Consider the following 26,202-nt stretch of genomic DNA (forward strand, 5'->3'; position numbering starts at 1 on the left):
GAACCGGATCTCGGTGACCACGATCTCGACGAGGAGGACAGATGGGCGCGACTCAGACCGTAGCCGACGAGGATTTCCGTGCGGAGATCCGTCGGTGGCTCGAGCTCAACCTCGTCGGGCGCTTCGCCCACCTGCGCGGCAAAGGCGGCTCCGGAAAAGAGCATGAGGAGTTCGAGGCGCGCCGGGACTGGAACCGCCATATGGCGGACGCCGGCTGGACATGCGTCGCGTGGCCGGAGGAGTTCGGCGGCCGTGGGCTGAGCCTGGCTCAGCAGGTCATCTTCCATGAGGAGTACGCCAGGGCCGACGCGCCGGCCCGCGTGAACCACCTCGGCGAGGAGCTGCTCGGCCCCACGCTCATCGCACACGGCACCCCGGAGCAGCGGGCGCGATTCCTGCCGAAGATCCTCGCCGTCGAGGAACTCTGGTGCCAGGGGTACTCGGAGCCCGGGGCGGGATCGGACCTCGCGAACGTCGCGACGAAGGCCCTGCGCGAGGGGGACGAGTGGGTCGTCAACGGCCAGAAGGTGTGGACGTCCCTCGCGCAGCAAGCGCAGTGGTGCTTCGTGATCGCGCGCACCGTGCCGGGGTCCGTCCGCCATGCCGGCCTGTCCTACCTGCTCGTGCCGATGGACCAGCCGGGCGTCGAAGTGCGCCCCATCGTGCAGCTGACCGGGACGAGCGAGTTCAACGAGGTCTTCTTCGACGACGCCCGCACGGATGCCGACATGGTCGTCGGCGCGGAGGGCGACGGGTTCCGCGTCGCCATGGCGACGCTGGGCTTCGAGCGCGGCGTGTCCACCCTCGCCCAGCAGATCGCCTTCCGCCGCGAGCTCGATGCCGTCATCGCGACCGCCCGCCGCACGGGCGCGGCCGAAGACCCTGTGCTACGGGACCGCCTGGCGAAAGCGCACATGGAGCTGGAGGTGATCCGCCAGCACGCACTGCGCACGCTCGGCGGAGAGCAGGGCCACCAGGCGTCGGTGGCGAAGCTGCTGTGGTCGCAATGGCACCGCTCGCTGGGTGAACTGGCGATGGCCGTGTCGGGGCCGGAGGGCCTCACAGTCGGCGACGGCTACGGGTTGACCGACCTGCAGACCCTCTACCTCTTCAGCCGCGCGGACACGCTCTACGGCGGCTCCGACGAGATCCAGCGCAACATCATCGCCGAGCGCGTGCTCGGCCTACCCCGAGAGGCACGTCCATGAGCGCGAGCGCACCCCCTCCCTACGTCCCCGGTCACGAGCTCCTCGCGGGCAAGCGGATCGTCGTCACGGCGGCGGCCGGCGCCGGAATCGGCTCGGCCACGGTCGTGCGCTGCCTCGAGGAGGGGGCGGAGCTGGTCGTCCTCGGCGACACGCACGCGGGCCGGCTCGCACAGGCGCAGGAGGAGCTGGGTGCGCGTTTCGGTGAGAACCGGGTGCGCACGCGCGTCTGCGACGTGACGAAGGAGGACGACGTCGCCGCCCTGCTCGACCTCGGCGAGGACGGCGGGCCCATCGACGCGATGATCAACAACGCCGGGCTGGGCGGTTCGGCCTCGATCCTGGAGATGACCGACGAGCAGTGGGACACGGTACTCGCGGTGACGCTCACGGGCACCTTCCGCTGCGTGCGGGCGGCCGGTCGCCGCATGGTCGCGGCCGGCGGCGGCGGGGTGATCGTCAACAACGCCTCCGTCATCGGCTGGCGGGCCCAGCGCGATCAGGCGCACTACGCCGCGGCGAAGGCGGGTGTGATGGCGCTCACGCGCAGCGCCGCGATGGATCTCGCCGCGCACGGCATCCGCGTCAACGCCGTGTCACCGAGCCTCGCGATGCATCCGTTCCTCGAGAAGGTCACCTCGCCCGAGCTGCTCGAGCAGCTGAAGGCGCGGGAGGCGTTCGGGCGGGCTGCCGAGCCGTGGGAGGTCGCGAACGTCATCGTCTTCCTCGCCAGCGGCTATTCGTCCTACATGACGGGCGAAGTCGTCTCCGTCAGCAGCCAGCACGCGTGAGCCCCGAGGAGATCTGAGATGACAACCGCCTACATCGTCGAGGCCGTCCGCACTCCCGTCGGGAAGCGCGGCGGCTCCCTCGCCGGCATCCACTCCGCCGATCTCGCCGCGCACTCGCTGCGTGCGCTCGTGGAACGTGCGGGCATCGACCCGGGGGCCGTCGACGACGTCATCCTCGGCTGCACTGACACCCTCGGCTCGCAGGCGGGCAACATCGCGCGCACGGCGTGGCTCGTCGCCGGGTTCCCGGAGCACGTCCCCGGCGTCACGATCGACCGGCAGTGCGGGTCGAGCCAGCAGGCGGTGCACTTCGCGGCGCAGGCCGTGATGAGCGGCACCAACGACCTCGTGATCGCGGGCGGCGTGCAGAACATGTCCGCCATCCCGATCTCGGCCGCGATGGTCGCGGGGGCGGAGTACGGGTTCACCACGCCCTTCGCCGAGTCGCCCGGGTGGCTGGCGCGCTACGGCGATCAGGAGATCTCCCAGTTCCGCGCGGCCGAGATGATCGCCGCGCGCTGGGGCATCGGCCGTGAGCAGATGGAGCAGTTCGCGCTGGAGAGTCACCGACGTGCCGCCGCCGCAGCCGACGAGGGACGGTTCGCCCGGGAGATCGCGCCGATCGCGGGCCTCGCCGCTGACGAAGGCCCGCGCCGCGACACGTCGCTGGAGCGGATGGCCGGCCTGCCCGTGCTGGTGGAGGGAGGGCGGATCACCGCCGCCGTCGCCTCGCAGCTTTCCGATGCCTCCAGCGCGGTGCTGGTTGCCTCGGAGCGGGCGGTGCAGGCGCACGGGCTGACCCCGCGTGCCCGCGTGCATCATCTTTCGGTGCGCGGCGCGGATCCGGCGTGGATGCTCACCGCTCCCATCCCGGCCACCGCCCACGCCCTGGACAAGGCGGGGATGACCGTCGACGACATCGACCTGTTCGAGGTGAACGAGGCGTTCGCGTCGGTCGTGCTGGCGTGGATGCAGGAGACCGGCGTCGAGCGCGAGCGGGTGAACGTCAACGGGGGTGGGATCGCCCTGGGTCACCCCATCGGAGCGACCGGGACGCGCCTGATGACGACGATGCTGCACGAGCTGGAGCGCACCGGAGGCCGCTACGGACTGCAGACGATGTGCGAGGGCGGCGGCGTCGCGAACGTCACCATCATCGAGCGGCTCTGACGCCGCCGCGGCTCACGCGATGACGCGAGCCGCGGCCGCGCGCAGGTGGTGGACCGCGTCGCGCACGATGCGGTCCACCAGCTCCTCGCAGCTGGGCAGGTCGTCGATGAGCCCCACGACCTGGCCGGCGGCGAGCATGCCGGCGCGGGTGTCGCCGTCCACGAGGCCGGCCTTGAGCAGCATGGGGGTGTTGGCGGCCTGGGCCATCTGGGTCCAGCTGCGCTCGCCCGCCTTGCGCATCGCCAGTCCGTCACCGATCAGCGCGCGCCAGGTGAGTCCCGACATGCGCTTGAACGCGAGCGAGCGCTTCAGAGTCGGCAGCAGCCGACCCACAGCTCCACGGCTCTCGAGCTGCTCGATGTACTCCGTGCGCAGGAGGCGATGCGGCATCCCGTCGGCCTTCGTGGTCACCACCGTGCCGTCGAGCCCGAAGCCGAGATAGCGCTGCTTGATGGCATCGGGGACGGAGCTGTCGCTGGTGAGCAGGAAGCGCGTGCCCATGCCCACGCCCACCGCGCCGTACGCGAGCGCTGCCGCGAGTCCGCGGCCGTCGTGGAACCCGCCGGCGGCGATCACCGGGATGTCCACGGCCGACACCACCGAGGGGAGCAGGATCGACGTCGGCACGGCGCCGGTGTGGCCGCCGCCTTCGCCGCCCTGGACCATCACCGCATCGGCACCCCAGGAGGCCACCTTCTCGGCGTGGCGCACGGCCCCGATCGAGGGGATGACGACGATGCCGTTGTCCTTGAGCCGGTCGATCAGCTCCCGCCTGGGCGCCAGCGCGAAGCTCGCGACCTTCACCTGGTGGCGGATGAGCAGCTCCACGCGCTCGGCGGCGTCGCCGGCGTCGGCGCGCAGATTCACACCGAAAGGCCGGGAGGTGCGCTCCTTGACCTCGATGATCTGGGCCTCCAGCTCCTGCGCGGTCATGGTGGCCGACGCCAGGATGCCGAGCGCGCCGGCCTCGGCGGATGCCGACACCAGGCGTGCGCCGGCGACCCAGCCCATTCCCGTCTGGACGATCGGGTGATCGACCCCCGTCAGTTCGGTGAGCGCCGTGGAGATCATCGGGGTGGTCGTCATGCGGGTACCTCTCGGTATCGAAGGCCGCGGGGGTCGATCCGGGTGCGGATCAGGTCGCGCTCTTCGCGGGTGGGAAGACGGGTGTCGGGGATGTCGGCGGGCAGGTGAAGCGCGAATCCGGTCGCCGCGACGACCTCGTCGACGGTCACGCCCGGGTGGGTGCTGACGAGCGCCATCGTGCCGCCGGCGCCCGACAGGTCGAGGACGGCGAGGTTCGTGACCACGCGGCGCAGGTCCTGGTGGCGGGACGCCCCGGTCGCCGCCGCGCGCGCGGGCCCGACCCCGGTGACGACGTCGACCTGCTCGACGAAGACCCGCGTGCTGTGCCGCGCCACCCAGTAGCTCGTGGCGTGGTTCACGGTGTTCGTCGCTGCGGCGCGCGCGCCCAGCAGCTGACGAGTCGGGCGGTCGCGGTCGCCGATCGCCGAGAGGTTCTGATTGCCGTGGCGATCGAGCTGCGCCGCGCCCATGACGACGTGGCGGCGTCCTCGCGCGATGAGCTCGAACAGCTCCCGGTACGGGAAGAGGCACTCCAGCTCCCGGAAGGGCTCGTCCACGGCGGGCGTGTCGGCGTAGAGCCCGGCCTCACCGTCGCTGAGCAGCAGGTCGGGAGCGTGCGTGAGGCGCGCCAGCCGCGCCCCGATCGACGGGATCACGCCGATGGGGCTGGCCAGGATCGTGCCGCTGTTTCGGAAGAGGTCGCTGCAGGCCGTCGCGGCCACCTCGGCCCGGGTCGTCGGCGCGGTCACCGCGCTTCCTCCCGGTGGAAGGCGCTCACCGCGAGCCGGTAGGCGTCGTCGTCGACGTCGATGAAGCGCTCCCGGAACGCCCGCCAGTGTTCAGGGGAGGCTGCGGCGTCCGCATACGCGCGCTGCAGGCGCTCGTCGCGGGGCGCATGCGGGGGATGGGCGGTGAACCCGGCACCGCCGGGCAGCTCGACGACGACGTCCGTGAGGGTGCGGTTGAGCATGGCCGTGGTCGGAGGGGCGTCCCACAGCAGGTCCGCCGTGGGCACGATGCGCTCCGCGCTCACGATCGTCTTCGCCGCCGCGCCGGCGAACAGGTCGTCGAAGAAGAGGTCCGGTCCGGTGCACACCGCGTTGCCCGCCGTGTCGGCGCGGTCCAGGTGCAGCAGTGCCACGTCGAGCGTGATCGCGGGCATCGCCACCAGCTCCTCGCCGTCGGCGTACGGGGAGACGACGGTGCGGATCCCGCGGTTGCGCGTCACGGCATCCGACCCTGCGCCCGCCCGGGTCACCTCGAACGGCAGGCGACGCGCCGCGGCGCGGAGCCCGGCGACGAGCATCGCCTCGTCGAGCTCCACGGTGCGGATGCGCCCCGCCTCGCGGGCGGCAGCGAAATGCGGATCGATGCCGATCGAGTCGAGGCTGACGAAGCCGTGCACCACCGTCGACACCTGTCCCGTCGCGCACAGCATGCCCACGTCCGGGCCGCCGAAGCTGACCACCGTGAGGTCGCGGGCGCCGGAGCGCACCACCGCCCGCACCAGGCCGAGGGGCTTGCGTCGGGAGCCCCAGCCGCCGATGCCGATGGTGGCGCCGTCGTCGATGTGAGCGGCGACCTCGGCGGCGCGGGCGAGCGCGCTCATGCGGTCGGCGATCCCCCCGATGCGACGAACTCGTCGCGGTGCGCGTCGGCGACGCCCGCCAGGTTGAGCTCGAACGTGTACCCCTGCTCGTGGCGGTAGCTGCGGTTGACGTCGATCGGGTCGATGCCGTTGAGCGCCTCCTTCGCCGCTCGGATGACGCGCGGGTCCTTCGCCGCGATCTCGGCGGCGAACGCGACGGCGGCGTCGGTCAGCTCGGCGGCCGGGACCACCGCGGTGACCGAGCCGAATTCCGCCAGTCGCTGCGCCGTGACGGTGCGGCTGGTGTAGTACATGGACCGCAGCATGTGGTGGGGCACGAGGCGGGAGAGGTGCGTGGCGGCGCCGAGGGCGCCGCGGTCGACCTCGGGCACGCCGAAGTAGGCGTCGTCGGCGGCGATGATGACATCGCTGTTGCCCACCAGGCCCACTCCGCCTCCGAGGCAGAAGCCGTTGACGGCGGAGACGACCGGCGCGGCGCACTCGTAAATGGCCTTGAACGCCTCATAGCATCCGCGGTTGGCGCCGAGGATCCCGGAGAACCCCTCGATGCGCTGCATCTCCTTGATGTCCACGCCGGCGTTGAAGCCGCGCCCTTCCGCCCTCAGGACCACGGCTCGCGTGGCATCGTCGGCGGATGCCTCGCGCATCGCCGCGGCCACGTCGAACCAGCCTTGCACCGGCAGGGCGTTCACCGGAGGGTAGGACATCGTGATGACGCGCACGCCGTCGGGCCGCACCTCGGAACTCAGGGACATCGTCGCCACCTAACCTAACGTTTGCTCTGCACCCTAACACTTGCTTGGTTGTCTGTGAAGAGTTTACCTAGCAATTGCTTGGTTGGTATGGTGGTGTCTGCATTGTGCTGTCTCAAAGGAGAGTCGAATGACCGGAATACTCGAGGGCCGGGTCGCCATCGTCACGGGCGCCGGGCGCGGGCTCGGGCGCGAGCACGCGCTGGAGCTGGCACGGCAGGGAGCGCGGGTCGTGGTCAACGACCTCGGAACGTCGCTCGACGGCGACGGCGTCTCCACCGGTCCCGCCCAGGACGTCGTCGACGTCATCCGCTCGGAGGGCGGCGTCGCCATCGCGAACGGGTCCGACATCGCGGACTACGCCCAGGCGGGCGAGCTCGTGGCGCAGGCGATCGCCGAGTTCGGCCGGCTCGACATCCTCGTCAACAACGCCGGATTCGTCCGCGATCGCATGATCGTGAACGCGGAGGAGGACGAGTGGGATGCCGTCATCCGCGTGCACCTCAAGGGTCACTTCGCCCCGCTTCGGCACGCGAGCGCGTACTGGCGCGCAGAGGCGAAGGACGGGCGGATGCCGTCCGCGCGCGTCATCAACACCTCCTCCGGCGCCGGGCTGCAGGGGAGCGTCGGACAGGCCGCGTACTCGGCGGCGAAGGGCGGAATCGCCTCGCTCACGCTCGTCGCGGCACAGGAGCTCGCCCGGTACGGGGTGTCGGTCAACGCCATCGCGCCGTCCGCGCGCACGCGCATGACCGAGGGAGTCTTCGCGGCGGAGATGGCCGCGCCGGAGGACGGCTTCGACCGCATGGATCCCGCGAACGTCTCGCCCGTGGTGGCGTGGCTGGCCAGCGCCGATTGCTCCATCACGGGCCGTGTGCTCGAGATCGAGGGCGGACGCATCTGCCTCGAGGAAGGCTGGCGCCACGGGCCGGTTCGCGACGTCGACCGACGCTGGCGTGCCGCCGAGGTCGGCGACGCCGTGCGGGCGATGGTGGCCGAGGCCGCTGCGCCAGAGCCGGTGTACGGCGCATGAGCGCCGCTGAGTGGGCGGGGCGGGAGCTGGGCACCCGCACCGTGGGCTACGACGCGGACGACGCGATCCTCTACGCGCTCGCCGTCGGCGCCTCCGCGGACGACCTCGACCTGGTATTCGAGGACCGGCTGCGGGTTCTCCCCACGTTCGGACTGACCCTGGCGCAGTGGGCGCCCGACGTGCTGGCGGATGCCGGGGCATTCGACGATCGTGCCCTGCACGGGACGCAGACGCTGGTGGTGCACCGTCCCCTTCCGGCCGCCGGCGAGCTGCGGCTGGCGGCGCGGGTCGGCGAGGTGTGGGACAAGGGCAGCGCCGCCGTCTTCGAGGTGATCGTGGAATGCGCGGAGTTCACGGCGACCTGGGCCCTGTTCGCGCCCGGGTTCGGGGGCTTCGGTGGCGAGCGCGGGCCTTCACGGGCCGCGGCCGATGCCGCCGGGGAACCGCGGCGGAGCCTGCTGCGCACGTTCCCGGCTCAGGCCGCGTTGTACCGGCTGACGGGGGACAAGCACCACATCCACATCGACCCTGCGGCATCCGCCCGCATCGGCCAGCCGAAGCCGATCCTGCAGGGACTGTGCACCCTCGCTGCCGCGACACTCGAGGTCGCTCGGCTGCGCGACGCCCACCCTGCCGACCTGGTGCGGCTCGAGGGACGGTTCAGCGGAGCGGTCGTTCCCGGGGACGTGCTCGACGTGCGCCTGTGGGACGACGGCCGGTTCCAGCTGGACCACGACGGTCGCGCGGTGCTGACCGACGCGCGGGCGGACTTCGCGTGACCGGCCGCATCCTCGTCGTGGGCGCGACCGGCATGATCGGCAGCCGTATCGCCGCCGACCTGGCCGCCGCCGGCGCGCACGTGACGGCGCAGTCCCGCCGCCCCGCGAGCGAGACCGACCCGCCTGCGGTGGTGGGGATGCCGCGGCTGGTGGCGGACTACAGCTCTCCGAGCCTGTCGCCTCGCGACCTCGAGGGGTTCGACGCGATCGTCTTCGCCGCAGGGAACGACATTCGCCACGTGCGGGCCGAGGACGAGGACCCGGAGTTCTGGGACAGGGTGCAGAGCGTCGGCGTGCCGCGCTTCGCGGCCCTGGCCAAGGAGGCAGGCGTGGGCCGGTTCGTGCAGATCGGAAGCTATTACCATCACCTGCATCCGGAGTGGGCGCATCGTCTGCCCTACGTCGCGGCACGTAGGAACGCCGACGACCGCAGCCGCGCGCTGAGCGATGCCGGATTCGCGGCCATCACGCTGAACCCGCCATCCATCGTGGGTGTCTCCGATGCCCGGGCGCTGCGCCGATTCGCTCGCCTGGTCTCCTGGGTCCGCGGCGAGATCGAGGAGCCGGAACTGTGGGCGCCCACCGGCGGCACGAACTACATGTCGGTGCGGTCGCTGTCGCAGGCTGTGCTGGGCGCGCTGGCCGCGGGAGAGTCGGGGCGCGCGTACCTCGTAGGCGACCGGAACTTCACCTACCGCGAGTACTTCCAGCTGCTGGCGGACGTCGCAGGCAGCACGCGGGTCGTCGAGGAGCGCGACGAGGACCATCCGTACCAGCCGGATCGGTTCATCGTCCAGGGGCGAGGGGCAGTGATCCGCTATGAGCCGGACGAGGCGGAGGTGCGGCTGCTGGGCTACGCACGCGACGATGTCGAGCGCGAGCTGAGCGAGATCGTCGCGGCCGTGGACCGGAGCCGCTGAGTCTCGCTGAGCCGGTCACCGCGGGGCCGCGGCTACCCGTTCGTCAGAAGACGCCAGAGCTCCGCCACGGTGTCGCTGGTGCCGGGGGTGTCGCCGCTGCCGCTGTCGGTGCGGATGACGATGTCGGCGATCGCGACGCGGTCCGCCTCGTCCCCCTGCGCGGCGACTCTGCGACGCGCGTCGGCGGCGGACAGTCCGCGACTGTCTTGCAGTCGGCGGATGCGCAGGTCCGCGTCGGCTTCGACGGTGACGATCACGTCGTAGGTCCAAGGCACGGGCGGGCTGTGGCGCGTCAGCAACGGGTATTCGTGAACGACGACGCCGGGGCCCCGGCGGCGCTCGCGATCGATGGTCCGGCCTATCTCCCGGCGAAGTGCCGGGTGCACGATCGCGTTGTACCTGCGCCGGAGATCGTCGTCTCCGAAGACGATCGACGCCACCCGGTCCCGGTCCAGGGCGCCCTCAGCGGTGAGGGATGTCCGGCCGAGCAGCGCGGCGATGTCCTCCAGCAGCGTGCGTCCCTCCGGAAGGTCGGGATCGACGATCCAGCGCGCGATCGCGTCTGCGTCGATGATCCGCGCGCCACGCTCTGCGAGGGCGCGCGCGATGGTGCTCTTTCCGGCCGCGATCCCACCGGTGAGCCCGACGAGCACCGCCGCGTCATCCGCGCGTGGGTGGGGGATGTGCATGCACAGACTGTAGGACGGTGCATGCCCGCTTCGCCGCCGAAGTGGCGCTTATGCATACACAGAAGCCGTCGATGGGCGCGAAGCCCGCGCTCATCGGGCTGATTGGGTACATAGTGCGCCGCACGCCTAGACTGCGAGGGCAGGCGTGAGGAGAGTCGATGAAGATTGTCGTGCTGGTCAAAGAGGTGCCAGACACCTACGGTGACCGCAAGCTGAGTCTCGAAACGGGCTTGGCGGACCGTGACGCGAGTGAGCGGGTGCTGGACGAGATCGGCGAGCGTTCGCTCGAGGTCGCGCTGAGCTACGCCGACAAGAACCCGGGTACCGAGGTGGTCGTGCTGTCGATGGCGCCGGAGGCGTCTGCGGCCACGATCCGCAAGGGACTCGCGATGGGTGCGGCATCCGCCGTGCAGGTCGTCGACGAGGCCCTCGCCGGTGCCGACCTGGGTCTGACCGCCGAAGTGCTGGCAGCTGCGGTGAAGCGCACCGGGTTCGACCTGGTCATCACGGGCAACCAGTCCACCGACGGCTCCGGCGGTGTCATCGGCGCGATGATCGCCGAGCACCTGAACGTGCCGCACGCCACAGCGCTGGGCTCGGTCGAGATCTCCGAGGGATCCGTCTCCGGCACCCGCATCACCGATGCCGGCAGTGCACGCGTGACGGCGCAGCTTCCCGCCGTCATCTCCGTGACGGAGGCGCTGCCTGACGCGCGGTTCCCGAACTTCAAGGGCATCATGGCGGCGAAGAAGAAGCCGTTCGAGACGATTTCCCTCGCCGACCTCGACGTGGATGCCGGTGTCGACACCGTCGCCCGCTCGATCATGACCGCGGTCAGCGAGAAACCGCCGCGTTCGGCGGGTGTGAAGATCACCGACGAGGGCGATGCGGGCGAGAAGCTCGCCGCGTTCCTCATCGAGAACCGGCTGGCGTGAGGGGTATCGGCACCATGAGTGACTTCGCTGCAGATTCGATCCTCGTCCACCTCGACGTGCTGCCGAGCGGTGAGCTCGCCAAGTCGGCGGCCGGCCTGCTCGGAGCGGCCGCGTCGGTGGGGACCCCCGTCGCACTGATCGTCGCGGGCGCCGAGCGCCACGACGAGCTCGCCGCTGCCGCCGGCGCCCTGGGCGCGCAGGCGGTGCTCGTGGCCGACCTCGGCGGCGCCGACACCGCGCTGACCGTGCCGCTCGTCGACGCCCTCACCGCGGCCGCCGACCTCGTGCAGCCCGATGCGGTGCTCATCTCCAACTCCATCGAGGGTCGCGATATCGCGGGTCGCTTCGCCGCCCGCACGCGGCGTGCGCTGTCGGTCGACGCGGTGGGCGTCTCCCGCGACGACGAGGGCGTGCTGGCTCAGCACTCCGTCTACGGCGGCGCGTACAACGTCACGTCGGCGCCGACATTCGGTGCGTACGTCGTCACGGTTCGCCAGGGCGCCGTCGACGCCCGCGCCGAGGCTGTGGGCTCACCCGCCGTCACGGCTCTCGAGGTCACGGCATCCGGAGCCCCCGCCGCGACGATCGAGTCCTTCGAGGAAGCGGCTGTGACGTCGACCCGTCCCGAACTGCGCGGCGCCGGCAAGGTCGTCTCCGGCGGCCGCGGTCTCGGCTCGCAGGAGAAGTTCGCTCTCGTCGAGCAGCTCGCCGACGTGCTCGGCGCTGCCATCGGCGCGTCGCGTGCCGCGGTGGATGCCGGCTACGTGCCGTACTCCTACCAGGTCGGTCAGACCGGAGTCTCCGTGTCGCCGCAGTTGTATGTCGCTCTGGGCATCTCCGGCGCGATCCAGCACAAGGCGGGCATGCAGACGGCGAAGACGATCGTCGCGATCAACAAGGACGGCGACGCCCCGATCTTCGAGATCGCCGACTTCGGCGTGGTGGGCGACCTGTTCCAGGTCGTGCCGCAGCTGATCGCGGCGCTCGAGGCGAACAAGGCCAAGTAGGTATGGCGACGTACGGGCGGACGCTGCGCCGGGGACTTCCCCGTGTGACCGGTGGCGAGCCGTGGCCGCCGGCCGGCGAGGTTCCCGCGGCGCTCGCGGCCGCAGCCCCGGAGGCTGGGGCGGGCGCTCCTGGTGCCCCCGCTGCTGCCGCTCCTGCTCCCGCCGCTGCGGCGCCCGCTCCCGCTGCCGCCGCGGCCCCCGCTGCCCCCGCTCCGGACGCCGCCGAGCCCGCGCCCGCCGAACCCGCGCCCGCCGGCGCGGCTCCGGTGTCGCAAACGGTGGGTGCGGATGCCGCGGACCGTGCGGAAGCGACACTCGAGCAGTCCATGGCCACGCATTCGCTGCGCCGTGGACTCCCGCGCGTACCGGGGGGTGAGCCCTGGCCGCCCGCCGGCGCCGCACCCGCCGGCGCCGCACCCGCGCCCGCGACCCGCGCGCCCGCGCCCGCCGGCGCGGCTCCGGTGTCGCAAACGGTGGGTGCGGATGCCGCGGACCGTGCGGAAGCGACACTCGAGCAGCCCCGCACCGCGACCGCGACCGCGACCGCGGGCCCAGCGGCCACCGCAGCCGCGCAGGCCGCTGCCGCCACCGGAGACGGCGACGCCGTCGCGCTGCGTCGCGGGCTGCCGCGCGTCGTCGGGGGCGAGCCCTGGCCGCCCGCCGGATTCGCGCACCCCCGAGCGACCGGCGCCGCCGCGGCCGCCGAGCCGGCGACCCCGGCCGAAACCGCCCTGAACGAGCCGGCCCCGGCCGAGCCCACCCCGGTCGAACCCGCCGTCGCGCCGGCAGCGGCCACCCCCGCAGCCCCGGCCGCGCCCAGCGCACCGGCCGCAGCCCCGGCCGCGCCCAGCGCACCGGCCGCAGCCCCGGCCGCGGCATCCGCCGCCGCCCCGGTGGCCACGGCCACCCCCGCCGCCGCGGCATCCACCGCCGTCGCGGCCGGGCCGCGCCCGCCGCTCACCGTGCCCCGCACGGTGTGGCCCGGCGTCGCGGCCACCGTCCGCCCGGCGCCGAAGCCCGAGCCGCGCCGCATCGGCCCGTTCACCCGCGGCCAGTGGGCGGGTGTCGTGATCGTCGGCGGTGGCGGGCTGCTCGTCGCCGCCGCGCTGGCGGTGTTCTTCGTGCGGTGGTTCCTGAGCCTGGACTTCATGCAGGACTTCCTCGTCACCTACCCCGGCGAGTACCACCTGCCCGACACCGCGCCCGTCGGCTTCCCGGCATGGCTCGGCTGGCAGCACTTCTTCAACGCCTTCCTGATGGTGCTGATCATCCGCACCGGCCTGCAGGTGCGCACCGAGAAGCGCCCGACGGTGTTCTGGACCCCGCGCGGCGACAAGAAGGGCAAGACCAGCCTCACCATCTGGCTGCACCAGGCCCTCGACGTGCTGTGGCTGGCCAACGGTGTGATCTTCGTGGTGCTGCTGTTCGTTTCCGGTCAGTGGATGCGCATCGTCCCCACCAGCTGGGAAGTCTTCCCCAACGCGCTGTCGGCGGTGCTGCAGTACATATCGCTGGACTGGCCCACCGAGAACGGCTGGGTCAACTACAACTCGATCCAGCAGCTGGCCTACTTCGCGACGGTGTTCATCGCGGCCCCGCTCGCCGCCCTCACCGGGTGGCGCATGGGCGCGCTCTGGCCGAAGAACGCCACGGCGCTGAACAAGGCCTACCCGGTCGAGTGGGCGCGCACGCTGCACTTCCCGGTGATGATCTACTTCGTCGCGTTCATCGCCGTGCACGTCGCGCTGGTGATGTCCACGGGCGCGCTGCGCAACCTCAACCACATGTATGCCGCGCAGGGCTCGGTCGACCCGAACGCCTACGCCGACAACTGGACGGGCTTCTGGCTGTTCATCGCGTCGATCGTCGTCACAGCGGGGGCGTGGATCGCCGCGCGGCCCCTCGTGGTCGCGCCGGTCGCGCGCCTGTTCGGCACGGTCAGCGGACGATAGCGGGGCGGATGCCGTGACCGAGCGCTGGACCAGGAACGTCACCCGGATCCTCGCTCCCAACGCGGGACCGATGACGCTCGACGGCACCAACACGCTCGTGGTCGCTGCACCGCAGAGTCGCACGGTCGTCGTGGTGGATCCCGGCCCCGATGACGCCGGCCACCTCGGCGCCGTGACGGCGGCGGGCGAGGTCGCGCTGATCCTCCTCACGCACCACCACATCGACCACGTCGAGGCGGCCCCGCGCCTCGCCCGGCTCACCGGTGCGCCCGTGCGGGCGCTCGACCCGGCGCTGTGCATCGACGCGCCGCCGCTCAGCGACGGCGAGCGCATCGAGGCGGCGGGCGTGGTCATCGACGTCGTGGCCACGCCGGGGCACACCGCCGATTCCGTCTCGTTCCATCTGCCCGGCGATGCGGCGCCGGCAGCGGATGCCGCTGCGAACGCGGACGCGGCATCCCCCACCGGCGTCATGCTCACCGGTGACACCATCCTGGGGCGGGGGACGACGATCATCGCCGCACCCGACGGCTCGCTGCGCGCCTACCTGGCCAGCCTCGACAGGCTGCGCGGCTTCGGCCCGATACCGGTGCTGCCCGCGCACGGCCCTATGCTCGACGACCTCGTGGCCGTGTGTGACGCGTACGCGGAGCACCGCCGTGGCCGCCTGGCCGAGGTGAGGCACGTCCTCTCGCGCCTCGGGCGCGAGCTGGCGACGAATGCCGACCTCGTCGCGGCCGTCGCCGACGCCGTGTACGCCGACGTCGACCCTGCGGTGCGGTTCGCCGCCGAAGCCTCCGTGCGCGCGCAGCTCGCGTACCTCGCCGACGCCCGCTGACTCGCAGCGGTACGCGCGCGCCCGCCGGAGCGGCACGCTCGCACCTGCCCCCGGTACCGGGCCTCCGCCCCCGCCCCCGCCCCCGCCACGGCACCGGCCACGGCACCGGCCCCGTCGCCGACGGCATCCGTCGCGCTCCACCGTGCCGTGCCGGGCCCCGGCCCCCGTCGCCCACGGCATCCCTCGTGCCGGCACCGCACCCGTGCCGCTGCGGGACGCCGGACTACACTGTTCGCACCGCTCACAACCCGCCTCGGCCACAAGCCTGAACAGGATGGAACGACGATGACGTCGACGATGACCTCGACCACGCCCGCGCTCACCGATGACGAGCGGGAGGCGATCCTCGAAGCCGTCCGCGAGTACACCGCGGCCGAGCTCGCCCCCTACGCGCTGGAGCGCGACGAGCGGGGCGAATTCCCGCGTGAGTCGCTGCGGCGCGGCGGCGAACTGGGGCTGGGCGGCATCTGCATCCGCGAGGATGTCGGCGGGGCGGGCCTGCGCCGAGCCGACGCCGCCGCGATCTACGAGGCCCTCGCCGAAGGCGACCCGGCGATCGCCGCGTACGTGTCGATCCACAACATGGTGGCCGGGATCATCGACGCCCACGGCACACCCGAGCAGCGGGCGCAGTGGCTCCCGGGACTCGTGTCGATGACCGACTTCGGCTCCTACTGCCTCACCGAGCCCGGCGTCGGCTCGGACGCGGCAGCGCTGACCACGACGGCGGTGCGCGACGGCGACGACTACGTGCTCACCGGCGTGAAGCAGTTCATCTCGGGCGCCGGCGAGGCGGGCGTGTACATCGTCATGGCTCGCACCGGTGACGCGGGCGACCCTGCGCAGGCGGGCGCCCGCGGTGTCACGGCGTTCCTGGTGCCCGCCGGGGTTCCCGGCCTGTCATTCGGCGCCGAGGAGCACAAGATGGGCTGGCGTGCGCAGCCCACCCGTCAGGTCGTGCTCGACGGGGTGCGCGTGCCGGCATCCGGCCGCATCGGCGCCGAAGGAGAGGGGTTCCGCATCGCGCTGGGCGCACTCGACGGCGGCCGCCTCGGCATCGCCGCGTGCTCCCTCGGCGGCGCGCAGTGGGCGCTCGAGCGCACCGTGGCGTACGTGCAGCAACGCGAGGCGTTCGGCGAGCAGCTGGCGCAGAAGCAGTCGATCGTGTTCACCCTCGCCGACATGGCCACCGAGCTGCACGCCGCCCGCACCCTTGTGCGCGACGCCGCGGCGGCCCTCGACGCCGGTGCGTCGGATGCCACGGCGCGGAGCGCCATGGCCAAGCGCTTCGCCACCGACGCCGGCTTCCGCGTCGCCAACGACGCCCTGCAGCTGCACGGCGGCTACGGCTACCTGCGGGAGTACGGCATCGAGAAGGTGGTGCGCGACCTGCGGGTGCACCAGATCCTCGAGGGCACGAACGAGATCATGCGCGTCATCATCGGGCGCGAGCTGCTGCGTCATCGCGGCATGGCACGATGAACCCATGACCCCCTACGAGACCCTCATCGTCGAGACCCGTGGCCGCGTCGGCTGGATCACCCTCCACCGCCCCGATGCCCTCAACGCCCTCAACTCCCGCCTGGCGGCGGAACTGGCCGAAGCGGCATCCGCCTTCGATGCCGACGACGAGATCGGCTGCATCGTGCTGACCGGCAGCGAGCGGGCATTCGCCGCGGGCGCGGACATCAAGGAGATGGCCGACAAGTCGTCGCACGAGATGGCGATGCGCAACCCCTTCGCGGGCCTCGAGGAGTTCGCTCGCCTGCGCACCCCCGTCGTCGCCGCGGTCGCCGGGTTCGCTCTCGGCGGCGGATGCGAGCTGGCGATGATGTGCGACGTCATCCTCGCCGCCGACACCGCGCGCTTCGGCCAGCCGGAGATCAACCTCGGCGTCATCCCCGGCATCGGCGGCACGCAGCGTCTGACCCGCGCGATCGGCGCGTACAAGGCCGCCGAGCTCGTGCTCACCGGGCGCATGATGGATGCCGCGGAGGCGGAGCGCTCCGGTCTGGTGTCACGTGTCGTGCCGGCATCCGACCTGCTCGACGAGGCCGCGAAGACCGCGGAGGCGATCGCCGCCAAGTCGCTGCCGGTGGTCTACGCGGCCAAGCAGACCCTGCGGGCAGCCCAGGAGACGCCGCTGGCGGAGGGGCTGCGGCTCGAGAAGGCGGTGTTCACCTCGCTGTTCGCGCTGGAGGATCAGAAAGAGGGGATGGCGGCGTTCCGTGACAAGCGCGCGCCGCGATTCCAGCACCGCTGATCCGGGAGCCGCCCTATGATGCCCCCGTGGGCCTCGGATCCGGGAGCGGCAGAGCGCAGGGCGTGATGGGTCGCGCCGCGGCGGCGGATGCCGCGCTGACGCCCATCGACTGGAGCCGGTTCCCACCGGGGGCGGAGCGCGATCGCGTGCTGGCGCCGAGCGGATCGCTCGCGCGGGTGTCGATGGGGCCGAGCGGCGGCCAGCGGGTCGTGCTCGTTCCCGGGGTCACCGGGTCGAAGGAGGACTTCGTCCGCATGATGCCGCTGCTCGCGGCGGCCGGCTATCGTGCGGAGTCCTACGACATGGCGGGGCAGTACGAGTCGTGCGCGGCCGGGCCGGAGAACCTCGAACCGCCGCAGCGCCACTACACGCTCGACCTGTTCGTCGACGACCTGGTTGCGGTGCTGCGCTCCGCCGCCACGCCGGCGCATGTGCTCGGCTACTCGTTCGCCGGCACCGTCGCCTCGGTCGCCGCAGCGCGCTACCCGGAGCTGTTCGCCAGCCTGACGCTGCTTTCCTCTCCTCCGGTGGCCGGGCAGGCGCTGCGGTCCTTCCGGATCCTCGGCCCCATCACCGGCCTGGTGCCCGCTTCGGTCGAGGCGCGGCTGATGATGTGGGCGGTGCGCAACAACGTGCACCGCGCGCCGCGTGACCGCGCCGTCTTCGTGAGGGCGCGGTTCGCCCTCACCCGGCGTGCGAGCGTCGAGGACATCTTCGGGCTCATGAAGCACACGCCGGCCGTGGCCGACGCGCTGCGGGCGACCGGACTGCCCGTGCTGGTGGTCGCCGGGAGCGGCGACGTCTGGCCGGTCGAAGCCCACGACGAGTTCGCCCGGCGGCTGGGAGCGACGCTGCTCGTGATCCACACCGGGCACAGCCCGTGCGAATCGGCGCCGAATCAGGTCACCGAAGCGATGCTGGCGATGATCTCCGCGTGACGGACTGCGACGCCCGGCGCGGGTCGCGCTGCAGGCGCCGCCGTTCCCGTCGCCCCGCGGCGCACCGCCACTGACGCTCAGCGATGCTCTCCTCGGACAGGTTGACCGCGAGGCCGTGGAACGCCCAGTTGACGCGTCGGCGGAAGCCCGCCATCGAATCGAACGGGCGGGCGGAGACCCCGACTCGCAGCTCGCGGTCGAACTCCACGCCCATGTCGGGCTGCAGCGCGAAGCTGATCTCGAGGTCGTCGTGCATCCTCGGGTCGTCCATGTGCAGGTGGGGGCGCAGCGTCTGCCACGCCTCGCGCCGCAGCGCGAAGTTCGACCCGAACACCGGCACGTGCCCCATCACCAGCCGCATCGACCAGAAGTAGCCGCCCAGGTAGGCGTATCGGCCGAGCACGCGCCGCGGCCAGGTGCCGCCGTAGAACCGGCCGGTGCCCGTGATGCCGGTGAGCGTCGGGTCGTCGTCGAACCGCTGCTCCAGGCGCGCGATCCACTCGCGGGACGGGATGGAGTCGGCATCCAGTCGCCCGATGATGTCGCCCTCGGCCGCGTCGAATCCGGCGGCCGTTGCGCGCAGCACGCCGGGGCGCGGCTCGTCGACCACGCGGGCACCGGCGGCGCGGGCGACCGCCGCGGTGTCATCGCTGGAGCCGTTGTCGACGACGATGACCTCGTCGGGCTTGCGGGTCTGCACAGCGAGTGCGGCGAGGCAGTGCCGCAGCATGCGCGCATCATCGCGGGAGGGGATCACGACGCTGATGGTGCTCATGGCGCGTCAGCCTAGGGGTTCGCGGCCGCGTGGGGGAGGGGCTGGCGCCCCGACGCGCGGGTCCGGGCCGCGGGGGCGCCGGGGGTTTGGGTCGCGTGTCGGTTCCCGAACCCGGCTGCGACGGGGTTTGGGTCGCGTATCGGTTCCCGAACGGGGTGTGGCGGGGTTTGGGTCGCGTATCGGTTCCCGAACCCGGTGCCGCGCGGGCAGGCGGGGTTTGGGTCGCGTATCGGTTCCCGAACCCGGTGCCGCGGGCGCTCGCGGCGCTTCGGGTCGCGTATCGGTTCCCGAACCCGGTGCCGCGGGCGCTCGCGGCGCTTCGGGTCGCGTATCGGTTCCCGAACGGGGGTGTGGCGGGGTTTGGGTCGCGTATCGGTTCCCGAACCCGGTGCCGCGCGGGCAGGCGGGGTTTGGGTCGCGTATCGGTTCCCGAACGGGGGTGCGGCGGGGTTTGGGTCGCGTATCGGCTCCCGAAACGGAGTCAGGCGGATACGGAGTCAGGCGGGTACGGAGTCAAGCGGGTTCGGCGCTCGGTGGGACAGCGGCGGGGTCGGGCTCTGGTGCTCAGCGCGCGGCGGTGCCCGCCGCGAAGCCCGCGGCGTAGCCCTGCGCGTGGGCCTCGTCGGCGCCCAGGTGGAAGAAGTCGCGCTCGGCGGGGCGCACGATCGACCGCGCTCCCGGAAGATCCAGCGCACCGACGAGGTCGGCGCGCCCCCGCACCACCGCCACGGGACGCCGTGATGCCTTGCCTTTCACGAGGTCGGCGGCCGCGGCCAGTTCGTCGGCGACGCAGGGCATCGTCACGACGAGCGGACGGCCCTCGGCATCGGTCTGCCCGCGGAGGTCCTCCATCACCGTGACGCCGGCGGCGCCGATCGCATGGTCGGTCTGCCCCTCCCGCCACGCGCGGCCGAGGGTGTCGGAGACGATGATTCCCACGTGCGCGCCCAGTCGTTCGCGGAGTCCTGCCGCGATAGCGCGGGCCGAGGCGTCGGGATCCACCGGCAGCAGCAGCACCGTGCCGTGCGGGGTGTTCGAGGCATCGACGCCGGCGGCGGCGGAGACGATGCCGAGCCGGTTCTCGACGATGCGGGTGACATGACCGGATGCCGAGGTGCGCGAGGCCACCAGCCGCACCGTCTCGGCGGTGATCGCGTCCTCTCGGTCGTCGGCGCGGATCATGCGTCCTTCTGCCTTGGACACGATCTTGGAGGTGACCACGAGGATGTCGCCGTCGGCGAGGTCGCCGGCCGCGGCATCCGCGATGAGGGAGACGAGGTCATCCCCCGCGGCGACCTCGGGGATGCCGTCGAGGGCCCAGACCTGCAGCACGGCGCTCAGCGGACGAAGCGGACTTCGGTCAGCATCTCGCCGAGGAAGGGCTCGGTGTGGCTCGCGCCGTCGAGGGTGAAGCCATTGCGCTCGTAGAAACGGTGCGCGCGCGGGTTGTCCTCGGCGACCCACAGGTAGGCCTGCTCGTCGGGGTGGATGGCTGCGTCGAACAGCCGCTGGCCCGTGCCGGTGCCGTGCCACGCGTCGAGAAGGTAGATGAAGTACAGCTCGCGGTTGCGTGGCGCGTCGCGGTCACGCGCAGGCCCGGAGCCGACGAAGCCGACGATCTCGCCGTCGGCGAGCGCGGCGTGCATGCGGAAGTCGGGGCCCTGCTCGGCCCAGTGGGTCCACAGCTCGGCGAGGCGGCGGGGAGAGACGTTCTCGAGGGCGGCCTTGCTGATGAGGTGGTCGTAGGTCTCGTGCCAGCAGGCGGCGTGCACTCGCCCGAGGGCCTCGGCGTCCACGTCGCGGACCGGACGGACGACGATGTCGGTCTGGGTCTCTGCATCCATGCGGGCACTCTACGCGGGGCGCGGGCCCCCGCGAAATCCGCGCGACGGCCGGTGTCGGGGCGTGACGGCGAGACGGGTTCGCGCGGTCGGCCGCCCCGGCAGCGCCGCGCGATCGCTGATGTCGTTGTGGGTTGCCCTGCACCGATTGCGACGTGGGCTGCCAGGCGCACTACCATCGCGCTTCGTGAACGTATGGTGGCGGACCCTTCTGACGATCCTGCGCGCGAAGCGGGCACTGCGCCGCAAGGGGCGGATCGATCCGACCGCGGTCGGACGCGTGCGGCTGCGCACCCTGCCCACCGACATCGACCTGCTCGGTCACATGAACAACGGCCGCTACGCGTCGCTGTTCGACCTCGGCCGGTTCGACCTGCTCATCCGCACCGGAGTGTGGGATCTGGTGAACAAGCAGGGCTGGTACGCCGTGGTCGCCAGCGAGACCATCTCATTCCGCAAGTCGCTCGGGCTGTGGCAGCGCTTCACGGTCGAGTCGCGCCTGCACGGTCACGATGACAAGGCGGTGTACATGGTGCACCGCGCCGTCGTCGACGGGGAGATCTACGCCGAGATGCTGGTGCGCGCCCGCTTCCTGAAGCGCGGGGGAGGGCTCGTGCCGATGGAGGAGCTGTTCGAGGCTCTGCACCGCCCCGACAATCTGCCGCCTCTCGAACCGTGGGTCGTCGACTGGGCCGCGGCATCCGCTCTGCCGTCGACGAAGAGCCCCGCCCCCAGCGTCTGGTCCTGACCGCCGCGACGCGGCTCGGCAACCGCCCCGCGACGGCAGCGCGGACCTAGGCTGGGCGCATGTCGCAGACCTACGAGGACCGGCAGCGCTCGGACATCCACCCCTTGGCCGAGGAAGCAGTGGAGCTCGCCCAGCGCTGGGTGCGCGAAGCCGCCGCCGCCGATGTCGATCCCGCCGCCGCACGACTGGCCGGTGTGCTGAAGGACCCGCAGGGGCTGCCGTTCACGATCGGCTTCGTCGACGGGGTGATGCGGCCGGAAAGCCTGTCCGCCGCGGCATCGCAGCTGGGGCGCATCGCTCCCCTGGTTCCGCAGTTCCTCCCGTGGTATCTGCGCACGGCGGTGCGGGCAGGCGGCGCGGTCGCGCCGGTGCTGCCGAGCCCCGTCGTCCCCATCGCCCGGCGCGTGCTGCGCGAGATGGTGGGGCACCTGGTCGTCGACGCGCGTCCCGACAAGCTCGGCAAAGCCATCGCCCGCATCCGCGAGAGCGGGGCGCGACTGAACCTGAACCTGCTCGGCGAGGCCGTACTCGGCGAGGGCGAGGCGGGCCGCCGGCGCGACGGCATCCACGAGCTGATCCGCCGGGACGACGTCGACTACGTCTCGGTGAAGGTCTCGGCGATCACCCCGCGCATCTCGATGTGGGCCTTCGAGCAGACCGTCGAGACGGTCGTCGAGCGTCTGCTGCCGCTGTACCTCTCCGCGGCCGAGGACGGCACGTTCATCAACCTCGATATGGAGGAGTACCGCGACCTCGACCTGACCATCGCGGTGTTCACCCGCCTGCTCGAGGACGAGCGGCTGCAGGGGCTCGAAGCCGGCATCGTGCTGCAGGCGTACCTGCCCGATGCGCTCCCCGCGCTGCAGGAGCTCACGGCGTGGGCGCGCGAGCGGGTGGGAGCGGGTGGCGCCCGCATCAAGGTGCGCCTGGTCAAGGGGGCGAACCTCGCGATGGAGCGGGTGGATGCCACGATGCACGACTGGCCGCTCGCCACGTACGACAGCAAGCTCGACACCGACGCCAACTACCTGCGCTGCCTCGACTGGGCCCTGCACCCGGACCGCACGGCTGCGGTGCGCCTGGGAGTGGCCGGGCACAACCTCTTCGACATCGCCTATGCGTGGCTGCTCGCCGGTGAGCGGGGGGTGCGCGCCGACGTCGACGTCGAGATGCTGCTGGGCATGGCGCAGGGCCAGGTGCAGGCCGTCGCCCGCGAGGTCGGACCCGTGCTGCTCTACGTGCCGGTCGTACGGCCCGACGAGTTCGATGTGGCCATCAGCTATCTCGTGCGCCGGCTGGAGGAGAACGCCTCGAGCGAGAACTTCCTCTCCGCCGCGTTCGAGCTCGCCGACGACGCATCGCTGTTCGACCGGGAGCGCGATCGGTTCCTGGACTCCCTCGACCGCAGCGCGGACCCCACCCTCGACATCGGGCCGCACCGGGTGCAGGACCGCACCGTGGATCCCGTGCCGCGCCTGCGCAGCATCCTGCGCGATGCCCCCGGCCGCGATGGCGCCGAAGAGGGAGGACTGACCCAAGCAGTGCTCGGCATCGCCCGCGGCGGCGGGCCGGACGAGACCACCCCGATGGAGCCGATCGCCGAGGCGCTGCGGTTCGGCGGGGAGGAGTTCGTCGAGACGGCGGTGTTCGCCCCGCGCGAGACCCGCCGGGCACTCGGGGCGCCCGGCTTCCGCAACGCCGCCGACACCGACCCGGCCGTCGCGGTCAACCGCGCGTGGGCGAGCTCGGTGCTGGAGCGCATCGAGGTCAGCGCCGCGGGAGATGCCACGCTCGACGCCGCCCGCCTCACCGACGTCGGCTCGCTGGAGCGCGTGATGGCGACGGTCGCCGAGGCGGCCGGACCGTGGGGGGCGCTCGCCGCCGCCGATCGCGCCGCCGTGCTCATCGCCGCAGGACGTGCGCTCGAGGCCCGCCGTGCGGAGCTCATCGAGGTCGCCGCCTCGGAGACCGGCAAGGTGTTCGCCGAGGCCGACGTCGAGGTGAGCGAGGCCGTGGACTTCGCGCATTACTACGCGGCGACGGCCCGCGAACTCGACCGCGTGAGCGGCGCCGTGTTCGAGCCGACTCGGGTGACCGTCGTCGCCCCGCCCTGGAACTTCCCGGTCGCCATCCCCGCCGGCGGGGTGCTGGCGGCGCTCGCCGCCGGATCCGGCGTCGTGTTCAAGCCGGCGCCGCAGGCGCGCCGCTGCGCCGCGGTGGTCGTCGAGGCGCTGTGGGCGGCGGGCGTTCCGCGAGACGTCCTCGCTCTCGTCGACGTCGAGGAGGGCGAGCTCGGCCGCCAGCTCATCTCCCACCCCGCCGTGGACCGCGTCATCCTCACCGGATCATGGGAGACCGCGGCGCTGTTCCGCTCCTGGCGCCCTGCGCTTCCGCTGCTGGCCGAGACCAGCGGCAAGAACGCCATGATCATCACGCCCAGCGCCGATCTCGACCTCGCGGTCGCCGATCTGGTGCGCAGCGCGTTCGGCCACGCCGGGCAGAAGTGCTCTGCGGCCTCGCTCGCGATCCTCGTCGGTCCGGTGGGGCGCTCGCAGCGGTTCGCCCGCCAACTGGTGGATGCCACGCGCTCGCTGCGTGTGGGGCCGCCCACCGATCCGCGCGCCGAGGTCGGGCCGCTCGTGCAGGCCCCCGAGGGCAAGCTCGCGTGGGCGCTGACGACCCTCGAGGAGGGGGAGAAGTGGCTCGTCGAGCCGCGCCGCCTCGACGACGTGGCGCCCGAGTACGCCGGACGGCTGTGGACGCCCGGCATCCGCGTGGGCGTGCAGCCGGGCTCGCGCACGCACCTGGAGGAGTTCTTCGGGCCGGTGCTCGGCGTGATGCACGCCTCGTCGCTGACGCAGGCCATCGAGCTGCAGAACGCGGTGGCGTACGGCCTCACCGCCGGGCTGTACACGCAGGCGCCGGGAGACCTCGCGCTGTGGCTCGACCGGGTGCAGGCGGGAAACCTCTACGTCAACCGCGGCATCACCGGCGCCATCGTGCAGCGCCAGCCGTTCGGCGGCTGGAAGCGCTCGTCCGTCGGGGCGGGCGCAAAGGCCGGTGGGCCCAACTACCTCATCGGCCTCGGCAGCTGGCGGCCGTCGTCGGGCAGCGCGCAGTCGTCGACACTGCACCTGCGCGGCCTGGATTCACGCATTACGACCCTCATCGAGGCTTCCCAGCCGACGCTCGATTACGAGGGTTTCGACTGGCTGCGCCGTGCGGCGCTGTCGGATGCGATCGCGTGGGACCGCGAGTTCGGCCACGTCCGCGACGTCTCGGAACTGGGGGTGGAGCGCAATCTCTTCCGCTACCGCCCGGTCGACGGCGTCGCGGTGCGGGCGGCGGCGGACGCCACCTGGCAGGCGGTGCTGCGGGTGGTGATCGCCGGCATCCGCGCGGGTACCCCGATGACGCTGAGCGCGCCGGTGGGACTGCCCGCCGCGGTGAGACGCACGCTCGGCGATCTGCGGGTGCCGGTGTTCCTCGAGACCGACGAGCAGTGGCTGCAGCGCATGACCGGAGTCGGCCAGTCGACGCCCGACGACCCGATCGAGGGTGAGATCGTCGCCCGCCCCTCGCGCGCGCGTCTGGTCGGCCCTCGCGAGTCGATCGCGACACTGCACCGCGCGCTGGGAGCGGCCGTGGACGGCGACCCCGACCTGGCCGTCTACGACAACGAGGTCACCACGGCCGGGCGGCTCGAGATGCTCCCGTTCCTGCAGGAGCAGTCGATCACCATCACGGCCCACCGGTTCGGCAACCCCGACCCCTGGAGCGAAGCGGTCATCTGACGGCGGCGGCCGAGGGCGGGGCGGTCGCCGGCGCGGATCGCCGAGCAGCGCGGCATCCGTCGTGTGACAATGGTCGCGGCGTGTCCGGATCGCCCCTCGCCCTCGCCGCACCGTCGCGGCGGAGCCTGGGCCACCGGACCAGGAGGACAGCGTCCGCCACCTTCGCGAAGGAGCACAATGTCCACGCAGCCCACTACCCTCGCCACGGATGCCGGCGCGCAGCCGGGCGCGCAGCCCGCCGCGCCGGAGCGCATCGCCCAGCACCGCCGCTACCTCATGTGCCGGCCGGAGTACTTCACCGTGAGCTACCGGATCAACCCCTGGATGGAACCGGGGCGACCCACCGACACCGCGCGCGCGCTGTCGCAGTGGCAGGACCTGTACGACACGTACGTGCGGCTCGGGCACGACGTCGAGCTGATCGACCCGGTGCCGGGCCTTCCCGACATGGTCTACACGGCCAACGGCGGCTTCGTCGTCGGAGGTCGCGCGCTGGGCGTGCGGTTCCGCGTGGCCGAACGGCGCGGCGAGGAGCGCGCGTTCATGGACTGGTTCGCCGCCAACGGGTTCGAGGTCATCGAGCCGGTCGAGGTGCAGGAGGGGGAGGGTGACTTCCTGCTCGTGGGCGACACCGTGCTCGCCGGTACGGGCTTCCGTTCCGACGGAGCCAGCCACCGCGAGGTCGCCGACGTGTTCGGTCGTGAGGTGGTGAGCCTGACACTCGTCGACCCGCGCTTTTACCACCTCGACACCGCCCTGGCAGTGCTCGACCCGGTGGAGGGCGAGGGAGGCGTTCCGCGCGCGAACATCGCCTACCTGCCGACGGCGTTCGACGACGCTTCGCGGGCCGTGCTCGCCGAGCGCTACCCCGACGCGATCCTCGTGGACGACGCCGACGGGGCGGTGTTCGGCCTCAACACCGCCAGCGACGGCCGCAACGTCATCGTCTCGCCGCGAGCCCACGGGTTCATCGCCCAGCTGCGGGAGCGCGGCTACACGCCGGTGACCGTCGACCTGTCCGAGCTGCTGCTGGGTGGCGGCGGCATCAAGTGCTGCACCCTCGAGCTGAGGAGCTGA

General features: G+C 72.2%; 24 protein-coding genes. 16 read left to right on the forward strand and 8 right to left on the reverse strand.

Annotation, left to right across the window (positions count from 1 at the left end):
- The first annotated feature begins 41 nt into the window (after positions 1 to 41).
- Genes QNO26_RS01565 through QNO26_RS01575 form a run of 3 tightly spaced genes read left to right on the forward strand, consistent with a single transcriptional unit; the run spans position 42 to position 3,166 of the window.
- Positions 42 to 1,208 (forward strand): acyl-CoA dehydrogenase family protein, encoded by a 1,167-nt coding sequence (locus QNO26_RS01565; RefSeq protein ID WP_257638708.1) that lies wholly within the window; start codon positions 42 to 44, stop codon positions 1,206 to 1,208.
- Positions 1,205 to 1,996 carry an SDR family oxidoreductase gene (locus tag QNO26_RS01570; RefSeq protein WP_257533123.1) on the forward strand — a complete coding sequence of 264 codons (792 nt, stop codon included), beginning with the start codon at positions 1,205 to 1,207 and terminating at the stop codon, positions 1,994 to 1,996. Before QNO26_RS01565 ends, QNO26_RS01570 begins: the two co-directional genes overlap by 4 nt.
- A gap of 18 nt (positions 1,997 to 2,014) precedes the next feature.
- Positions 2,015 to 3,166: an acetyl-CoA C-acetyltransferase gene (locus tag QNO26_RS01575; protein ID WP_257533124.1), complete on the forward strand. Its 1,152-nt coding sequence runs from the start codon at positions 2,015 to 2,017 to the stop codon at positions 3,164 to 3,166.
- A 12-nt stretch (positions 3,167 to 3,178) separates the two neighbouring features.
- On the opposite strand, the gene QNO26_RS01580 is transcribed toward QNO26_RS01575, so the two are convergent.
- The 4 genes from QNO26_RS01580 to QNO26_RS01595 are packed head-to-tail and all read right to left on the reverse strand — an operon-like array spanning position 3,179 to position 6,616.
- A complete protein-coding gene (locus QNO26_RS01580; protein WP_257533125.1) occupies positions 3,179 to 4,252 on the reverse strand; it encodes an NAD(P)H-dependent flavin oxidoreductase in 1,074 nt (357 codons plus the stop codon).
- Positions 4,249 to 5,001, reverse strand: a complete 753-nt coding sequence (locus tag QNO26_RS01585; protein ID WP_257533126.1) for a CoA-transferase subunit beta — start codon at positions 4,999 to 5,001, stop codon at positions 4,249 to 4,251. Before QNO26_RS01585 ends, QNO26_RS01580 begins: the two co-directional genes overlap by 4 nt.
- A complete protein-coding gene (locus QNO26_RS01590) occupies positions 4,998 to 5,861 on the reverse strand; it encodes a CoA transferase subunit A (RefSeq protein WP_257638707.1) in 864 nt (287 codons plus the stop codon). Before QNO26_RS01590 ends, QNO26_RS01585 begins: the two co-directional genes overlap by 4 nt.
- The gene (locus QNO26_RS01595) at positions 5,858 to 6,616 is read right to left on the reverse strand and encodes an enoyl-CoA hydratase family protein (RefSeq protein WP_257638706.1); all 759 of its coding nucleotides are present in this window, start codon (positions 6,614 to 6,616) and stop codon (positions 5,858 to 5,860) included. The genes QNO26_RS01590 and QNO26_RS01595 overlap by 4 nt, the downstream gene beginning before the upstream one ends.
- Before the next feature lie 127 nt (positions 6,617 to 6,743).
- Between QNO26_RS01595 and QNO26_RS01600 the strand changes: the two genes are divergently transcribed.
- The 3 genes from QNO26_RS01600 to QNO26_RS01610 are packed head-to-tail and all read left to right on the forward strand — an operon-like array spanning position 6,744 to position 9,345.
- Positions 6,744 to 7,646: an SDR family oxidoreductase gene (locus tag QNO26_RS01600; RefSeq protein ID WP_257533129.1), complete on the forward strand. Its 903-nt coding sequence runs from the start codon at positions 6,744 to 6,746 to the stop codon at positions 7,644 to 7,646.
- On the forward strand, positions 7,643 to 8,425 hold the full coding sequence (locus QNO26_RS01605) for a MaoC/PaaZ C-terminal domain-containing protein (protein ID WP_257533130.1): 783 nt from the start codon (positions 7,643 to 7,645) through the stop codon (positions 8,423 to 8,425). Before QNO26_RS01600 ends, QNO26_RS01605 begins: the two co-directional genes overlap by 4 nt.
- The gene (locus tag QNO26_RS01610; protein ID WP_257533131.1) at positions 8,422 to 9,345 is read left to right on the forward strand and encodes an NAD-dependent epimerase/dehydratase family protein; all 924 of its coding nucleotides are present in this window, start codon (positions 8,422 to 8,424) and stop codon (positions 9,343 to 9,345) included. Before QNO26_RS01605 ends, QNO26_RS01610 begins: the two co-directional genes overlap by 4 nt.
- Positions 9,346 to 9,377: 32 nt before the next feature.
- Here the strand turns inward: QNO26_RS01610 and coaE are convergent, their stop codons facing one another.
- Positions 9,378 to 10,034, reverse strand: a complete 657-nt coding sequence (gene coaE, locus QNO26_RS01615) for a dephospho-CoA kinase (RefSeq protein ID WP_257638705.1) — start codon at positions 10,032 to 10,034, stop codon at positions 9,378 to 9,380.
- Positions 10,035 to 10,192: 158 nt separating this feature from the next.
- On the opposite strand from coaE, the gene QNO26_RS01620 reads away from it, so the two are divergent.
- The 7 genes from QNO26_RS01620 to QNO26_RS01650 all read left to right on the forward strand — a co-directional run bounded on the left by QNO26_RS01620 (position 10,193) and on the right by QNO26_RS01650 (position 17,967).
- Positions 10,193 to 10,969 carry an electron transfer flavoprotein subunit beta/FixA family protein gene (locus QNO26_RS01620; RefSeq protein WP_257533133.1) on the forward strand — a complete coding sequence of 259 codons (777 nt, stop codon included), beginning with the start codon at positions 10,193 to 10,195 and terminating at the stop codon, positions 10,967 to 10,969.
- A 14-nt stretch (positions 10,970 to 10,983) separates the two neighbouring features.
- Positions 10,984 to 11,976 carry an electron transfer flavoprotein subunit alpha/FixB family protein gene (locus tag QNO26_RS01625; RefSeq protein ID WP_257533134.1) on the forward strand — a complete coding sequence of 331 codons (993 nt, stop codon included), beginning with the start codon at positions 10,984 to 10,986 and terminating at the stop codon, positions 11,974 to 11,976.
- Between the two features lie 326 nt (positions 11,977 to 12,302).
- Positions 12,303 to 13,928 carry a cytochrome b/b6 domain-containing protein gene (locus QNO26_RS01630; protein ID WP_374679398.1) on the forward strand — a complete coding sequence of 542 codons (1,626 nt, stop codon included), beginning with the start codon at positions 12,303 to 12,305 and terminating at the stop codon, positions 13,926 to 13,928.
- Positions 13,929 to 13,941: 13 nt separating this feature from the next.
- Positions 13,942 to 14,766: an MBL fold metallo-hydrolase gene (locus QNO26_RS01635; protein ID WP_257638703.1), complete on the forward strand. Its 825-nt coding sequence runs from the start codon at positions 13,942 to 13,944 to the stop codon at positions 14,764 to 14,766.
- Between the two features lie 297 nt (positions 14,767 to 15,063).
- Positions 15,064 to 16,248: an acyl-CoA dehydrogenase family protein gene (locus QNO26_RS01640; protein ID WP_285181708.1), complete on the forward strand. Its 1,185-nt coding sequence runs from the start codon at positions 15,064 to 15,066 to the stop codon at positions 16,246 to 16,248.
- Positions 16,249 to 16,252: 4 nt separating this feature from the next.
- A complete protein-coding gene (locus tag QNO26_RS01645) occupies positions 16,253 to 17,029 on the forward strand; it encodes an enoyl-CoA hydratase-related protein (RefSeq protein WP_257531804.1) in 777 nt (258 codons plus the stop codon).
- Positions 17,030 to 17,055: 26 nt separating this feature from the next.
- Positions 17,056 to 17,967, forward strand: coding sequence for an alpha/beta fold hydrolase (locus QNO26_RS01650; protein WP_257638702.1), 912 nt, complete (start codon positions 17,056 to 17,058; stop codon positions 17,965 to 17,967).
- On the opposite strand, the gene QNO26_RS01655 is transcribed toward QNO26_RS01650, so the two are convergent.
- From QNO26_RS01655 to QNO26_RS01665, 3 genes are all read right to left on the reverse strand, one after another.
- Positions 17,933 to 18,742, reverse strand: coding sequence for a glycosyltransferase family A protein (locus QNO26_RS01655; protein WP_257531809.1), 810 nt, complete (start codon positions 18,740 to 18,742; stop codon positions 17,933 to 17,935). The genes QNO26_RS01650 and QNO26_RS01655 overlap by 35 nt on opposite strands.
- 564 nt (positions 18,743 to 19,306) lie before the next feature.
- Complete coding sequence (cofE, locus tag QNO26_RS01660) at positions 19,307 to 20,074, reverse strand: coenzyme F420-0:L-glutamate ligase (protein WP_257531811.1); 768 nt, start codon at positions 20,072 to 20,074, stop codon at positions 19,307 to 19,309.
- Positions 20,075 to 20,079: 5 nt separating this feature from the next.
- Positions 20,080 to 20,586: a GNAT family N-acetyltransferase gene (locus QNO26_RS01665; protein WP_257531813.1), complete on the reverse strand. Its 507-nt coding sequence runs from the start codon at positions 20,584 to 20,586 to the stop codon at positions 20,080 to 20,082.
- A gap of 184 nt (positions 20,587 to 20,770) precedes the next feature.
- On the opposite strand from QNO26_RS01665, the gene QNO26_RS01670 reads away from it, so the two are divergent.
- The 3 genes from QNO26_RS01670 (at position 20,771) to ddaH (ending at position 26,202) form a co-directional block, all read left to right on the forward strand.
- Complete coding sequence (locus tag QNO26_RS01670) at positions 20,771 to 21,331, forward strand: acyl-CoA thioesterase (RefSeq protein ID WP_257531815.1); 561 nt, start codon at positions 20,771 to 20,773, stop codon at positions 21,329 to 21,331.
- 59 nt (positions 21,332 to 21,390) lie between these two features.
- Positions 21,391 to 25,125, forward strand: a complete 3,735-nt coding sequence (locus tag QNO26_RS01675; protein ID WP_257638701.1) for a bifunctional proline dehydrogenase/L-glutamate gamma-semialdehyde dehydrogenase — start codon at positions 21,391 to 21,393, stop codon at positions 25,123 to 25,125.
- 177 nt (positions 25,126 to 25,302) lie between these two features.
- Positions 25,303 to 26,202 (forward strand): dimethylargininase, encoded by a 900-nt coding sequence (gene ddaH, locus QNO26_RS01680; RefSeq protein WP_350310494.1) that lies wholly within the window; start codon positions 25,303 to 25,305, stop codon positions 26,200 to 26,202.

Origin of the sequence: Microbacterium sp. zg-Y1090 (assembly GCF_030246945.1) — a bacterium.
Classification (GTDB): Bacteria; Actinomycetota; Actinomycetes; order Actinomycetales; family Microbacteriaceae; genus Microbacterium; species Microbacterium wangruii.

What these genes read in the sequence shown, in the direction of transcription:
- QNO26_RS01575 (WP_257533124.1), top strand. Translation starts at nt 2,015, where the DNA reads ATGACAACCGCCTACATCGTCGAGGCCGTCCGCACTCCCGTCGGGAAG.
- QNO26_RS01570 (WP_257533123.1), top strand. Translation starts at nt 1,205, where the DNA reads ATGAGCGCGAGCGCACCCCCTCCCTACGTCCCCGGTCACGAGCTCCTC.
- ddaH (WP_350310494.1), top strand. Translation starts at nt 25,303, where the DNA reads ATGTCCACGCAGCCCACTACCCTCGCCACGGATGCCGGCGCGCAGCCG.
- QNO26_RS01620 (WP_257533133.1), top strand. Translation starts at nt 10,193, where the DNA reads ATGAAGATTGTCGTGCTGGTCAAAGAGGTGCCAGACACCTACGGTGAC.
- QNO26_RS01675 (WP_257638701.1), top strand. Translation starts at nt 21,391, where the DNA reads ATGTCGCAGACCTACGAGGACCGGCAGCGCTCGGACATCCACCCCTTG.
- QNO26_RS01655 (WP_257531809.1), bottom strand. Translation starts at nt 18,742, where the DNA reads ATGAGCACCATCAGCGTCGTGATCCCCTCCCGCGATGATGCGCGCATG.
- QNO26_RS01600 (WP_257533129.1), top strand. Translation starts at nt 6,744, where the DNA reads ATGACCGGAATACTCGAGGGCCGGGTCGCCATCGTCACGGGCGCCGGG.
- QNO26_RS01590 (WP_257638707.1), bottom strand. Translation starts at nt 5,861, where the DNA reads ATGAGCGCGCTCGCCCGCGCCGCCGAGGTCGCCGCTCACATCGACGAC.
- QNO26_RS01595 (WP_257638706.1), bottom strand. Translation starts at nt 6,616, where the DNA reads ATGTCCCTGAGTTCCGAGGTGCGGCCCGACGGCGTGCGCGTCATCACG.
- QNO26_RS01580 (WP_257533125.1), bottom strand. Translation starts at nt 4,252, where the DNA reads ATGACGACCACCCCGATGATCTCCACGGCGCTCACCGAACTGACGGGG.
- QNO26_RS01605 (WP_257533130.1), top strand. Translation starts at nt 7,643, where the DNA reads ATGAGCGCCGCTGAGTGGGCGGGGCGGGAGCTGGGCACCCGCACCGTG.
- coaE (WP_257638705.1), bottom strand. Translation starts at nt 10,034, where the DNA reads ATGCACATCCCCCACCCACGCGCGGATGACGCGGCGGTGCTCGTCGGG.
- QNO26_RS01665 (WP_257531813.1), bottom strand. Translation starts at nt 20,586, where the DNA reads ATGGATGCAGAGACCCAGACCGACATCGTCGTCCGTCCGGTCCGCGAC.
- QNO26_RS01565 (WP_257638708.1), top strand. Translation starts at nt 42, where the DNA reads ATGGGCGCGACTCAGACCGTAGCCGACGAGGATTTCCGTGCGGAGATC.
- QNO26_RS01625 (WP_257533134.1), top strand. Translation starts at nt 10,984, where the DNA reads ATGAGTGACTTCGCTGCAGATTCGATCCTCGTCCACCTCGACGTGCTG.
- QNO26_RS01645 (WP_257531804.1), top strand. Translation starts at nt 16,253, where the DNA reads ATGACCCCCTACGAGACCCTCATCGTCGAGACCCGTGGCCGCGTCGGC.
- QNO26_RS01630 (WP_374679398.1), top strand. Translation starts at nt 12,303, where the DNA reads ATGGCCACGCATTCGCTGCGCCGTGGACTCCCGCGCGTACCGGGGGGT.
- QNO26_RS01640 (WP_285181708.1), top strand. Translation starts at nt 15,064, where the DNA reads ATGACCTCGACCACGCCCGCGCTCACCGATGACGAGCGGGAGGCGATC.